General features: G+C 69.5%; 10 protein-coding genes and 1 pseudogene. 2 read left to right on the top strand and 9 right to left on the bottom strand.

Features of this window, described 5'->3' with window-relative positions; all coding sequences use genetic code 11:
* Nucleotides 1-500 precede the first annotated feature (500 nt).
* Entirely contained in the window at nt 501-962 is a 462-nt protein-coding gene (locus ACZ418_RS32650; RefSeq protein ID WP_468370276.1) for an SRPBCC family protein, read from the top strand.
* 707 nt (nt 963-1,669) lie between these two features.
* Here the strand turns inward: ACZ418_RS32650 and ACZ418_RS32645 are convergent.
* Both ACZ418_RS32645 and ACZ418_RS32640 read right to left on the bottom strand, forming a co-directional pair.
* Nucleotides 1,670-1,945 carry a hypothetical protein gene (locus ACZ418_RS32645; protein WP_468370273.1) on the bottom strand — a complete coding sequence of 92 codons (276 nt, stop codon included), beginning with the start codon at nt 1,943-1,945 and terminating at the stop codon, nt 1,670-1,672.
* Nucleotides 1,942-2,760: a phytanoyl-CoA dioxygenase family protein gene (locus ACZ418_RS32640; RefSeq protein WP_468370270.1), complete on the bottom strand. Its 819-nt coding sequence runs from the start codon at nt 2,758-2,760 to the stop codon at nt 1,942-1,944. Before ACZ418_RS32640 ends, ACZ418_RS32645 begins: the two co-directional genes overlap by 4 nt.
* A 73-nt stretch (nt 2,761-2,833) precedes the next feature.
* Here ACZ418_RS32640 and ACZ418_RS32635 point away from each other — a divergent pair, with 73 nt between their 5' ends.
* A complete protein-coding gene (locus ACZ418_RS32635) occupies nt 2,834-3,628 on the top strand; it encodes an AraC family transcriptional regulator (protein ID WP_468370268.1) in 795 nt (264 codons plus the stop codon).
* Nucleotides 3,629-3,833: 205 nt separating this feature from the next.
* On the opposite strand, the gene ACZ418_RS32630 is transcribed toward ACZ418_RS32635, so the two are convergent.
* From ACZ418_RS32630 to ACZ418_RS32600, 7 genes and pseudogenes are all read right to left on the bottom strand, one after another.
* Entirely contained in the window at nt 3,834-5,252 is a 1,419-nt protein-coding gene (locus ACZ418_RS32630) for a non-reducing end alpha-L-arabinofuranosidase family hydrolase (protein ID WP_468370265.1), read from the bottom strand.
* A 275-nt stretch (nt 5,253-5,527) separates the two neighbouring features.
* Nucleotides 5,528-6,112 (bottom strand): annotated as a pseudogene (locus tag ACZ418_RS32625) (transposase family protein); the annotation flags it as partial.
* Nucleotides 6,018-6,467 carry an IS110 family transposase gene (locus ACZ418_RS32620; protein ID WP_468370262.1) on the bottom strand — a complete coding sequence of 150 codons (450 nt, stop codon included), beginning with the start codon at nt 6,465-6,467 and terminating at the stop codon, nt 6,018-6,020. The pseudogene ACZ418_RS32625 and the gene ACZ418_RS32620, both read right to left, overlap by 95 nt.
* Before the next feature lie 23 nt (nt 6,468-6,490).
* On the bottom strand, nt 6,491-8,473 hold the full coding sequence (locus ACZ418_RS32615; RefSeq protein WP_468370260.1) for a glycoside hydrolase family 31 protein: 1,983 nt from the start codon (nt 8,471-8,473) through the stop codon (nt 6,491-6,493).
* 108 nt (nt 8,474-8,581) lie between these two features.
* Nucleotides 8,582-9,571 (bottom strand): phosphotransferase family protein, encoded by a 990-nt coding sequence (locus ACZ418_RS32610; protein ID WP_468370257.1) that lies wholly within the window; start codon nt 9,569-9,571, stop codon nt 8,582-8,584.
* 86 nt (nt 9,572-9,657) lie between these two features.
* Nucleotides 9,658-11,940, bottom strand: a complete 2,283-nt coding sequence (gene yicI / locus ACZ418_RS32605) for an alpha-xylosidase (protein WP_468370255.1) — start codon at nt 11,938-11,940, stop codon at nt 9,658-9,660.
* Nucleotides 11,937-13,337, bottom strand: coding sequence for a GH1 family beta-glucosidase (locus tag ACZ418_RS32600; protein ID WP_468370253.1), 1,401 nt, complete (start codon nt 13,335-13,337; stop codon nt 11,937-11,939). Before ACZ418_RS32600 ends, yicI begins: the two co-directional genes overlap by 4 nt.
* Between the last annotated feature and the right edge of the window lie 14 nt (nt 13,338-13,351).

The raw sequence follows: 13,351 nt of genomic DNA, 5'->3' as shown, positions 1-13,351 counted from the left end.
TCAACGTGCTCTACGCCATCCTGCGCGACCGCCGGCCCTACCAGGACCGACCACAACTCAGCCTCGTGGCTTGACTTCAGCATTAGGCAGCGGCCTCCTGAGGTGCTGCCCCTTGCAAGGGAGCCGGGATCCACCCTTCGATCTCGATGCTACGGCCGGGCACCGGACGACGTCCTGAGGGAGTCGGCTGCCGCCTTCCCGGGCGGGGTGGTGTTGTCGTCCCAGGTGCGCCACTTCTCCCAGTCGCCGTGTGCGGCGAGGAACTGGTCGAGGAGGGCGAGGGGCCGGCGCCCTGCTCAGTGCGTGCGTGTGGGTGGCGGCCGGCACTTCTTCCAGTTCGGCAAGCCAGAGCCCGCCGGCGGACGAGGTCTGTGAAGGCGTCGGGCCGCCCGGCCATGTCGTAACCGCGGCGCCCCGGGTCGCGGTAGCTCGAGCCCGGGGTAGTAGCCGGTGACGCGTCGGGTACTCGCCCAGCATCAGATCGATCAACGGAGGCACTGATGAGCACGGTCAAGGAAACAGTGGAAGTCGACGTTCCGGTGCGCACCGCCTACAACCAGTGGACGCAGTTCGAGACGTTCCCGGACTTCATGGAGGGCGTCGAGGAAGTCAGGCAGCTGGACGATCGCCACAACCACTGGACCACCAAGATCGGTGGAGTCCGCCGGGAGTTCGACACGGAGATCGTCGACCAGCTTCCCGACGAGCGCATCACGTGGCGCACCACCAGCGGTGACACGGCCCAGAAGGGGTCGGTCCGCTTCCAGCGGGTGGACGACATGCACACCAGGGTGGAACTCGTCATGGATGTCGAACCGAGTGGGGTCGCGGAGAAGGCCGCGGACATGCTCGGAACACTCGACCGGCGCGTCAAGGGAGACATGAAGCGCTTCAAGCAGTACATCGAGCAGCGCGGAGAAGAGTCCGGAGCGTGGCGCGGACGCATCAGGCCGGGGGGATAGCGGTACGTCCCTGAGGCTACGGCCCGCCGCCACCGTCCCGGGCGATGAGGGGACCGAAAGCGCCCGGTGAACCACCAGCCTCGGCAAGGGCCAAGACCGCGAGGAGATGACGCCTCACATTCGTGCCGGCAACGACAGCACTGACCGCCCTGCCCGCCCGGATACTCCGCTCAGCCTGGGGTTCAGTCCAGGGGGCACGCCCGCTTCGCTCCAGCGGGCCGCGACCGACGCGGCGCCCAGCCGAGGCGCGCGGAGATCGGCTCGCCATTGGCGGCCTCGGCGTCGTTCGAGGCTTCGGACGCCCCACTGTTTGCGGCTGGCCCGGGCGCATGCCGGCAGGCGGCGCAGCACGGTGCCGTATACGTGCTGGCCACCCCCGGTCGCCATGCGCGACCGGGGGTGGCTCACGATCAGCTGATTCGGAATTCGTCGCCTTCGGGTCCCATCACAGCTGGCGGTGGGCGCCCCAGTTCGGCGGCTCGGGTGGCGGAGGCGTACGGGCAATCGTATTTACTTGCTTGAGCAGTAATTCCCCTCATCCGGGTCTCCGACGTGCCTCCAGAGCACAAGCGTTCCGCCCGCCCCTGCGGGGCGTCATTTCCGCCGCCCTCGCCCGGTTCAACCGCCCCCAGCACATGGGTCCGCCACCTCAACGCCCCGCTACGGCTACGCCACCCACCGGACAGGAGCAGCAGTTCCAGCACGGGTCAAGGGCGAGAGCTGTCCTCAACCTTCTCGAAGAAGAACTCGTGTTTGAGGAAGGAGACGTCGTACTCGTGACCGGACTGAGGCGGCAGCAGTTGGGAGGCCTGGAACAGGCGCCACCCGTCGTGCAGCGCGGCAAGCCCTGTGGGATAGGGCGGCTCGTCGCTGTCGCCGGTCGTCGGACGGGTCCGGTCGGTCCCGTCGTATCGGGACCAGCCCACGACGTCGGAGTCCAGCGCCGACGTCGCGAGATAGAGGACCAGAACCTGCTGCCTCATGCGTGACTCCTCAAGGCCGGCCGATTGCTCACGCGCGTGACCCAGTACTCGACATCGAACGAGTCGTCACCGGTCAGGGCCCGCCACAGCAGGACCCGGTTGTAGATCTCCAGTCGGGCAGTGGCCTGCTCGTACCAGGGGAAGTACGTATTGAGTTCCGCGGTCACCGCCGGGTCGTGCAGATCGGAGACGTCCCAGAGAAGCACCTGCGGCACGGTCGGGTTGAGGCGGAGTTTGTACATGTAGCGACGACTCACGGTGTCGTTGCGGCGGCCGCTGTGCCAGATGCCGTGGTGCACGAGCACCACCGTGCCTGCCGGGCAGGTCAGACGGGTCTGCCCCCTGAGGTTCTGGACGCGGCCGACGTCCGTCTCGTTGATCCGGCGCAGATGGCTTCCGGGCACACTGAGGGTGCCGCCCATTTCGGCCGTCACCTCGTGCGGGTAGTACATGAGCTGGATGTCGAACGCATCCGGCCGCACATCGATGATCGCGTCCCCATGGAGCGGCTGCGCCTGCCCCTCGTGCGGCTCGCGCACATGAACCGCATGGTGGTCGACGGTCGGTTCGGGGCCGACCAGGCTCTCGACGGCACCCGCGACGACCGGCAGCGCGAGCAGCTCGTGGACGAAGGTGTCCTTCGCGAACGCCCCGCCCAGCGGAGTGCCGTAGGACACTTCCGGCAGGCCCTCGGTCAAGGCCGCGACGGCCCGTTCGTTGATCTCCTGCGGCACCGCCCCGTCCAGGCGCAGAAACCCCTGCGCGACGAAGCGCGCCACCTGAACCGATGTCAGGAGTTGCTTGCTGGTTGACATGCGACGAACGTACGTGCCCTGCACGGATAGGTCGTGGGTTGAAATCGTCCAGTGCTGGTAATTTTCCATCCTCGTGAAACACGCAACACTGCGGCTCGACGAGGCGCCCACCGTGGTCGATGCCGGCATCGGGGTGCACGGCGTCTCCACCGCCCACGACGTCTTCCGGCTGCCCGACCTGTGGCAGCTGCACCTCTACAACTACGAGGGTTCTCTGTCCCTCGGGCAGTCGGTCCACCCCATACGCCCCGGCCACGTCAGCCTGGTGCCGCCGAACACCGAGGTACACTTTCACTACCGGGGCAGGTCGGAGCATTTCTACGTCCATCTGCGGCTGCACGACAGCGGAACCGCGCGGGTGGTGCCGGTGATGCAGGACGCCGCGGCCGAGAGCACACGCCTGGCCGATCTGCTCCGACACGCCGTGACGGCCATGCCGACTTCTCCCCCGCGAGCCTCGGCCGAGGTCTGGACCGCTCTGTGGCGCATCGCCGAGTTGCCGAGGAGTGATGGAGCCGGGCACCGCCACCCCTTCGTGGCAGCCGCCCAGGCCTACGTCGAGGAACACCTGGCCGGCCCGTTGTCCGTACCGGACGTCGCTCGCGCCGTCGGAATCTCCCACACACACCTGACGCGCGTGTTCCGTGCCGAAACCGGCCTCACAGTCGTTTCGTACATCCGGCATCGCCGCCTGCAGCGCGCCCGCCACCTCCTGTTGTCCTCCACCCTGTCCATCACAGCCATCGCCGCGGCCGTCGGCATCGCCGATCTCCAGGCCTTCAACAAGGCCTGCCGCCGTGAACTCGGCGCGAGCCCACGTGACATACGTGCGGCTGCCCCTGCGGGGCTGGACGGCCCAGGACCGTAAGGGTGCCGGCAGACACCCAGGTCACCGGAACAGCCCTCGTGCCCCGGCTCATCCGCCGGCACAGCGAGGAACCCCAGCCGACGCGCGGCTGGGGTTCGTCAAGGCGGTGAGTAATCGGTCAGCAGGTGGAGTTGCCCGCGCCGCAAACAGCACGTCTACGCGTCGGCGGACCGCATCGCATCGCGGTCACCGTGGATCGGGCGGGTCAGCGCTGCAGGGTGAGCACGCCCGGTCGCCACGGCAGTTGGTCGTAGGGGGTGCCCGCCGGTGTGGTGGGGGACAGGCCCTGGTAGAGGAACTGCAGGTTGCAGGGGTCGATGGTCATGGTCTGGTCGGGGTTGGTGCGGACCAGGTCACCGTGGCTGATGTCGTTGGTCCAGGTGGCACCGCTGTTGGCCTTGCCCGCGAAGGGGTTGCTCTCGCTGGCGGCCTGCGGGGTCCACGAGCCGCTCAGGCTGGAGGCCGTGAACGAGCGGAAGAAGCGCTGCTCGTTCGCACCCCGAGCCTCGACGATCATGAGGTACTGGTTCTGGCCCTGGACCTTGTAGACCTGCGGCGCCTCGAACAGGTTCTTCACCGAGTCGCTCATGACCGTCGTGTACGACGAGCCGAAGTTGCCCGGGAAGTTCCCGATCGGCATGCTCGCCCGGTAGATCTTGCCGTTGTCACCGGCGAAGAACAGGTACATGTTCTGGCCGTCACCGATCAGGGTCTGGTCGATCGGGGCGGAGCCGGGGATGCTGCCGGTGAACAGCGGCTGCGGCGCGGACCAGCCGTTGGGGTTGGTGGGGTCGCTCGACGTGCGGTAGACGAAGGGCGACGCGCCCCACTGGGACGCCAGCACCCAGACGTTCTTGGGCGCGAAGTAGAAAAGCGTGGGCGCCACCGCGGACTGGCTCATCCCGGTCTGGCCGGCCGACGCCATGTCCGACCAGTTCGTGAAGGGCGCGAACGCCATCGAGCCGTACCCCGACCCCGACACGTTCGACGCGTAGACCAGGTGCTTGCCGTTGTCCACCACGTCGGTGAAGTCCTTCAGCGAGACCCACCCGTTCGCCGGCTGCGCCAACGGACCAGTCGAGGACCACCGGTATGTCGACGGAAGAGAACACGTGCTGCCCGTCCCGGACAGGCCGGTCCACTTCTGGTTGCCGGCGCCGTTGCACGTCCAGATCTGCGCCGCCGTGCCGTTGGCCGTACCGCCGCCCGCGACGTCCAGGCACAGCCCGGACTCCACGCCGACGATCGTGCCGTCGGCGTTCACCCGCCACTGCTGGTTCGCACCGCCGTTACAGGCCCAGATCTCCACCCGGGTACCGGGCGTAGTGGCATGGCCCGGAACATCCAGGCACTTGTTGCCGTACACGGTCAGCTGGTTGCTGTCCGTCAACGTCCACTGCTGGTTGGTCCCGCCCGTGCAGTCCCAGATCTGCAGGAACGTGCCGTCGGTCTGGCTGGCGCCCGGCACATCGAGACATCGGCCGGAACCAACACCGCGTAAAGCACCGCTGGTGGCCGCCTGGGCCGGACTGGCGACGAGCATCGCCGCCAGCCAGATCAGGGCCGCGGCCACGGCGGCGAGCACCGCAGACAGATGTCTGCGGCGGGAACTACGTCTGCGCATGGGGACCTCGTATTCCTTGAGTGAGCGGGTTTCCGGTTGGCCTCGTCGGAGGCTGTGCGGACCTCGATGCGATGCGACTCCTACGACGTTCGACATACCGAACAAGGGTCGAAGTGTCGAGCAAAGTGGATGTTAGGGATTCGGTGAGCAGCGTCAATACCTCTCGCATAATTCGCGAGCCGAAACATTCGCAGGCTGAAAGCAGGCGGCTCAAGTACTCGGTGCCTGACCCGCGCTCGCGGCAGGCCGGTGGTACTCACTGACCATTTCCAATCTCATGCGGCGAGTTGAAGCGTGAGGACGGCGTTGACGATGTCGGTGATGCGGGCGGTGCTGCAGCGCAGTTTGCGCAGGAGCCGCCGGCTCTTGAGGCCGGCCATGGCCTGCTCGCCGACCGCGCGGATCTTCGCGTGAGCACGGTTGACAGCCTGCAGGCCTGCGGAGAGCTTGTCCCAGCGGCCGCGGTGGGAACGCGGACGGCTGGGCCGGCGCCCTGGTACGCCTTGTCCGCCCAGCACCGGATGTTCGCGGTGTTCAGCGCTTCGAGGATGCCGTGCGTGCGGGCGGCAGAGCCGACGATGCCCAGACCACGCGGCCGAAGGGGTCGGTCAGGAGCTGGACGTTCATGCCGTGGTGCTTGTTGTTGCCGGAGTAGTAGAGCCGGTCGGAGGCGATGGATGGGCAGCAAGGTGCCGGATCACGAATGCCTTGGTCGCGGCGACGGCTATCCCCTCTTCCAAAGTGGGCGCGAGTGCGGCCAGGAACTCAATGGCCTCGGTGACGTAGCGGTGGGCAGCGGCCAGTCCGATGCCACTTCTGCCCGTGACCGACCAGCAGGGCGATCCACAGCGCAGCGCCGCCGGCGTTCAGGTCCAACGCCCCCGTGACCGGCTCGCCGTCGGCCAGGTCCAGGACGTCGCCGAGGAGCCCAAGCAGCTCGGTCTCGTCGTTGGGCACCCGCCGCGAGTGGAACACCGTGGCGTCCTTGTCGATCACCGTGCAGTGATGCGCGGATTTGCCCGCGCCCGTACCAGCCCAGAGTTCAGGCACGGTCACCTCCGACGTCGTAGGTGTACTGGTTCCCAGCAGACGACCTCGCCGACATGTCCATACAAAGCGATTCAGTTCGCGCGTCCCATGCGTGGCCGAGTCGTCATGGGACCCCGTGCGGCCAACCCCTCCAAGCCACAACAGCGGCAATTTGATGACAGCCATACCGGACAAGGCTCTGGGGCAAGTCAGCCGAGCCGGGCTGCGACGTCTGCCCCTTCCCGTACGAAGGCCGGGATGCGCTCCAGTGGGGCCTCGGCGTCGAGCATCGTTCCGCCCTCCAGTACCCGTCCGGTGGCCGGGTCGAGCCAGCGGGCGCCGGACGGCAGGTACACCCGGCGGGCCCGGGCACCCGTCTCGTACACGGGTGCCACCAGCACGTCGGGGCCGAGCAGGAACTGGTCGTCCACGTCCCAGGCGTGCTCGTCCTTGGGGAAGTCGAAGAACAGCGGGCGCATCGGCGGGGCCCCGGTGCGGTGAGCGGCCTCGGACAGCGTCCTCAGGTATGGGCGCAGGCGCTCACGCAGCCCCAGGTGGTCGCGGAGGATGCCGTACGCCTCCTCCCCGTACGACCAGACCTCGTTCGGCCCACCCGTCATGTCCGCGGAGAAGGTGGGGTGATTGGGGTTACGGTCCCCGTGCAGACGCATGACGGGGCAGAAGGTACCGTACTGGAACCAGCGGATCAGCAGCTCGCGGTAAGCGGGGTCGTCCGGGTCGCCGCCGAAGAAGCCGCCGATGTCGGTGTTCCACCAGGGGATGCCGCTCATCGCGACGTTCAGGCCGGCCCTGATCTGGCGCCCGAGGGAGTCGAAGGTGGTGGGGATGTCGCCGGACCACAGCAAGGCCCCGTGAGCCTGGCTGCCCGCCCAGGCGGAGCGGACCAGCGACAGCGGCCGCTCCTCGCCCGCCGCGCGCAGGCCGTCGGCAACCGCGCGGGTGTGCTCCAGCGGGTAGAGGTTCGCGGCCTCGGCGGCCGGCCCGGCCGTGTAGACGGCGCGCTCGGCGAGGTCCCGGGGCAGGTCGGGCTCGCAGGCGTCCAGCCAGAAGCACGCCACGCCCAGCGAACGGTAGTTGTCGTTCAGCCGCTGCCACAGTGCGGCGCGTGCTCCGGGGTGGGTGGCGTCGTAGTACGCCATCGGGCGGATCAGCGCATCCCCGCTGTACCGGGACGGCCACGGGAAGGTGAGCAGGCCGCCGTCCGCGTCCCGTACGAGGTAGCCGGCCGAGCGCAGTTCGTCGTGCGAGTCGCTGCCGGGCTCGACGGTGGGCCACACCGAGACGGCGAGTTTCACCCCAAGAGCCGTCAGTTCCTTGACCATGGCGGCGGGGTCGGGCCACTCGCTCTCCTCGAAACGCCAGTCTCCCATCCTCGGCCAGTGGAAGAAGTCGCAGACGATGACCGACAGCGGCAGTCCACGCTCCTTGTACTCCCGTGCCACCGCAAGGAGTTCGTCCTGGGTGCGGTAGCGCAGTTTCGACTGCCAGAAACCGGACGCCCACTCGGGCAGGAGGGGCGGGCGTCCGGTGGCCCGGGTGTAGGAATCCAGGAGCTGGGCCGGGGTGTCGCCGGCGGTGATCCAGTAGTCGATGCGCCCGCCGGCGTCGGCGGTCCACCGGGTGGTGTCGGCGCCCAGTTCGACCCGGCCGGTGGCGGGGTTGTTCCACAGCAGTCCGTAGCCGCGCGAGGAGTGCAGGAAGGGGACGGCCGCCACGGTGTTGCTCTGGACGAGGTCGATCACGCAACCCTTCTGGTCCAGGCGCCCGTTGGGGTTCTGCCCCAGGCCGTGCAGCCGTTCACCGTCATACGCCTCGAAGCGCTGTTCCGTCCGGCCGCCCGCCGCGTGGACGCGAGGGCCGCCGGGTGGCCCGTACGGGCCCTTGTCGGCGAGGAGTTCGCGGCCCGAGACGGCGTGGCTGAACCTCAGCCGGCCGTCCGCCGAGGCCTCGACCACAAGGCGGCCGTTGACCAGGCGGGCACAGCCGTCGTCCGATACGGACAGTTCGGCGTGCGGGGCGGGCGAGGGGCTGTCCAGCGCACCGGGGGCTGCGGGGTCGACGGTCCCGGACGAGGCCCGAACCCGGACGGCGTCCGGTCCCCAGGGCTCGATGCGGAGAATCTCTGCGGCGGTGTGCCGTTCCAGACCGCCAGCGCGGACGATGTAGGACAAGGTGATTCCTCCGTTCTTCTCAAGTTGTGGGTGAGTAAAGCCGGTCGCCGATCACCGGCGTCGTATGTGCTTTCCGCAGCAGGAGCAACGACCTGGATCCAACACGGTCTATCCCAGCGCCCGGAGCCGGGCGATGGAGTCGGCGAGCATCCGGCGGCAGAACGCAAGGTGGTCCTCCCCATAGCCGCGCGGGGCGCACTCCACGACCAGCAGCAGGCCCAGGTAGAGCTGGTAGAGCGCCACGCGGTGCCGGAGGGCGGGGCTGAAGTCCAGGCTGCCGCCTGCTGCGGTGTAACCGGCGGCGAGGTCGCTGTCCGGGCCGGTGTCGCCGCCGAAGGCGAGGGAGACCAGCTCGGCTGCCGGGTCGCCCCAGAAGGCCCGCTCGTGGTCGATGAGTCCGGTGATCCCGGCCTGCCCTGCGTCACCCGGCCGGATGAAGATGTTGCCCGGCCAGAGGTCGAAGTGGACCAACCGGGGCTCCGTGACCTCGTCCAGGGCGTACTCGCCTTCGGACACCAGGGTCCGGATGTCCGACGGCAGTACGGCCAGGGGCGAGCGCCAGTGGTCGGCGTCGTCGAGCAGGGCCTCGATCATGGCGCTGAAGGCCGTGCGCCAGTCGGGGGCGGAGAGTCCGGACTCAGCGGCCGGGTAGCCGAAGCGGCCGTCGGCCGGGGCCAGGGTGTGCAGTCGGGCGGTGATCGCGCCCAGTTCCCGGCGGAGCAGGGCCCCTGCGTCGGCGGAGAGCTGCTCGCCCGCCTTGTCCCACGGAGTTCCCTCCAGGAGCGACAGGACGATGAACTCCTCTTCCGCGTGGAGCAGTTCGGGCACCGGAACTGTGCCTCCCGGCCGGGCTGCGAGCCGCCGGTAGACCATCGTCTCCGTCCCGAGGATGCCCCGCTCGTACCGCAGTACCGGTGCGTCGGCCGGTGGCGCAAGCTTGACGACGGCGGGCCTGCCATCATCCAGCAGCACGCGGTAGGCGCTGTTGAACCAGCCGTCGGTCAGCTCGTGCTCCAGTCGGCATCCGATGCCGACGGAGGTGCGCAGCAGGGCGTCGAGCGCGGCGGGCGTGAGGTGACGTTTGGTGCGGCTCTGCACGGGTACCTCCGGGTGCCAGGTTTGGAGGGGCAAGGCCCCGCACGCCCTTGCGGGGGCGCGCGGGGCCTCGCGTCCGGGGGCCGGCGTCAGTCCGGGTGGGGCAGCTCGGCCTCCGCCGTACCGGGCGGGCTGACGTGCAGGACGCCGTCCGGGCCGCCGATGCGCAGCTGCCAGGGGTGCGGGCTGTCGGTGGTCACCCGCAGCAGGCCACCCTCGCGGCGCAGGTGGAAGACGGCGGTCCGGCCGGGGCCGTCGCTGCGCGGGATCACCACGGTGCGCTCGGCGCCGTCGGCGAAGGCGTGGACCCGCAGTTCCACGCCCTCGGCCCAGGCGGAGACCGGGTGTTGGTCGTCGGCGGCGAGGGGGATGACGGAGTCGGGGCGGGCGAGCAGCGGCAGGGTGTGGAAGCCGTGCTGTTCGCGCACCCAGCGCGGGCCGGTAATCTGATTTCCCGTCAGGAAGTTGGTCCACGTCCCCTCGGGCACGTAGTACTCGACCGTGCCGTCGTCGGTGAAGACGGGGGCGACGAGCAGGTCGTCGCCGAGGAGGTACTGCCGGTCGAGCGTGGCGGCGGCGGGGTCCTCGGGGAACTCCAGCGCCATAGCGCGCATCACCGGGACGCCGGTGGCGTGCGCCTGCTGGGCGGCGCGCTGCAGGTAGGGGGCGAGGCGGTGCTTGAGGAGGGTGAACTCGCGGGTGACCTCGACGGCCTCCTCGCCGTAGTCCCACGGCACGCGGTAGGACTTGCTGCCGTGCAGGCGGCTGTGCGAGGAGAGCAGGCCGAATTGCGCCCAGCGCTTGAAGACGGTGGGGGTGGGGGTGCCCTCGAAGCCGCCGATGTCGTGGCTCCAGAAGCCGAAACCGGAGAGACCGAGGGAGAGCCCGCCGCGCAGTGACTCGGCCATGGCGTTGAAGTGCGATTCGCAGTCGCCGCCCCAGTGCACCGGGTACTGCTGGCCGCCGGCGGTGGCGGAGCGGGCGAAGAGCAGCGCCTCGCCCTCGCCGCGCTCGGCGCGCAGCAGCTCGAAGACGGCCCGGTTGTACAGGTGGGTGTAGTAGTTGTGCATCAACTCCGGGTCGGAGCCGTCGTGCCAGACGACGTCGGTGGGGATGCGCTCGCCGAAGTCGGTCTTGAAGCAGTCCACGCCCTGTGCGAGGAGTGTGCGCAGCTTGCCGGTGTACCAGGCGCGGGCGGCCGGGTTGGTGAAGTCCACCAGTGCCATGCCGGGCTGCCACAGGTCCCACTGCCAGACGGTGCCGTCCGGGCGACGCACCAGGTAACCCTCGCGCATGCCCTCTTCGAACAGCGCGGACTTCTGCGCGATGTAGGGGTTGATCCAGGCGGAGATCCGCAGGCCCTGCTCCTTGAGCCGGGCCAGCATGCCCGCCGGGTCGGGGAAGGTGTCGGAGTCCCAGTCGAAGTCGCACCACTGGTACTCGCGCATCCAGAAGCAGTCGAGGTGGAAGACGCTCAGCGGGATGCCGCGCTCGGCCATGCCGCCGACGAAGCGGTTGACGGTGGCCTCGTCGTAGTCGGTGGTGAAGGAGGTGGTCAACCACAGGCCCAGCGCCCAGGCCGGGGGCAGTGCGGGGCGGCCGGTGAGCGCGGTGTAGCGGGCCAGGATCTGCTTCGGGGTCGGGCCGTGGACGATGAAGTACTCCAGCGACTGGTCCTCGACACTGAACTGCACCTGCCCGACCGACTCCGAGCCGACCTCGTAGCTGACCTTGCCCGGGTGGTTGACGAAGACGCCGTAGCCCCGGTTCGTCAGGTGGAACGGGACGTTCTTGTACGCCTGTTCGCTGCTGGTGCCGCCGTCCGCCTGCCAGATGTCCACCGTCTGCCCGTTCCTGACGAACGGGGTGAACCGCTCCCCCAGCCCGTACACCAACTCGCCTACTCCCAGGGAGAGCTGGCCGATCATGTGGTGACGGCCGTCGGCGTCGGTGACGAAGCCGGTGCCGCGCTCACCCACGGAGGTCAGCACCCGGCCCTCGGCGGTGAACTCCAGCCGCCACAGCTGGGAGGTGTCTACCCGCAGCGTCAGTTCTCCGGAGCTGAGCTGCACCACCTCGCCCTCACGGTGCACTTTTCCGGCCCCCGGCTCCGCACCGAGCAGCGCGAACTCCGGCCCGCGGCGCACCGATCCGGCGTGGTGCGTGGTGCGCACCCCGATCACGCCCTCGGCCGGCGACCAACACTCGACCGTCAGCAGCGGGCTGTTGAGCGTGTCACCGCGGCCGCGCACGTGCTTGACGGGCGCGTAGAGGGTCATCCGGTCCTCGCCGGTGCGGACGTCGGCGACCTCAGTGGCGTAGCGCGCGGTGACGCCCGGGCGCATCAGCCAGTAGCCGTCGGTGAACTTCATCGGGCAGGTTCCTCCGTCCGCGCGCGGTGCGCGGTGATCAGGCCCCGGTACCAGTGGTAACTGTCCTTGGGGGTTCGGGTCAGGGTGCCGTAGTCGACGCGGACCAGGCCGAAGCGTTGCTCGTAGCCGCGGGCCCACTCGAAGTTGTCCAGCAGGGACCAGACGTAGTAGCCGCGCACGTCGACGCCCGCCGCGATGGCGTCGGCGACGGCGGTGAGGTGACCGGCCAGGTAGTCGATCCGTTGCGCGTCGTGCACCTGGCCGTCGGGGGCGACGGTGTCGTCCTCGGCGGAGCCGTTCTCGGTGATCCAGACCGGCGGGAGCTGCGGGTAGCGGGCGTGGAGTCCGCAGAGCAGTTCGGTGAGCGCGGACGGGACGACGGGCCAGCCCATGGTGGTGAGCCGGGTGCCGTACGGGTTCGGCTCGGCGACGCCGATGTCCATGGCGGTGCGCAGTTCGGGGTCGTCCTCGCGGTGCGGGGCGGCCTCGACGGTGATCGGCCGGTAGAAGTTGATGCCGACGAAGTCCATTGGTGCGCCGATCAGTTGTAGGTCCCCCGGCCGGCGCCAGGGGCCGTCGGCCAGTCCTTCGCAGGTCTCGGCCTCGTGCTCGGGGTAGCGCCCGGCGAACAGCGGCTCCGTCCAGACCTCGCTGTGCAGCACCTCGGCCCGGCGCAGGGCGGCGAGGTCCTCGCTCCGGTCGGAGGCGGCGTGCAGCCGGTCGAGGTTGAGCGTGATGCCGACCTCGCGGGCGCCGGCGGCACGCAGCTCCCGCACGGCCAGGCCATGGGCGACCAGCAGGTGGTGGGCGGCAGCCAGGGCCCCGCGGCCCTCCCGGGCGCCGGGCGCGTGCCGGCCCTCGGCGTAGCCGACGAAGGCGGAGCAGAACGGCTCGTTGAGCGTGATCCAGCGCTCCACCCGGTCGCCGTAGCGCTCGGCGGCAAGGGCCGCGTACTCCGTGAAAGCCTCGGTGGTCTCACGGACGCGCCAGCCGCCGCGGTCTTCCAGGGCCTGGGGCAGGTCCCAGTGGTAGAGGGTGGCGGCGGGCGCGATTCCGGCGGCGAGCAGTTCGTCGATCAGCCGGTCGTAGAAGTCCAGGCCCTTCCGATTGACCGCACCGGTGCCGTCGCGCAGCAGGCGCGGCCAGGAGATCGAGAAGCGGTAGCCGTCGACGCCGAGTCCGCGGAGCAGGGCGACGTCCTCGGGGTAGCGGTGGTAGTGGTCGCAGGCGGTGTCGCCGGTGGCGCCGCCGAGGGTACGGCCCGGGGTGTGGCTGTAGGTGTCCCGGATGGACGGGCCGCGGCCGTCCTCGTCGTGGGCGCCCTCGATCTGGTACGCGGCGGTGGCGGCGCCGAACCGGAAGCCGGGTGGCAGTTCCGGGAAGGCCGACCTACTCATGCGGCGCACCTCAC

The sequence above is a fragment of the Streptomyces sp. NPDC030820 genome, assembly GCF_055572075.1.
This window is presented reverse-complemented; position numbering and strand designations above follow the sequence as displayed.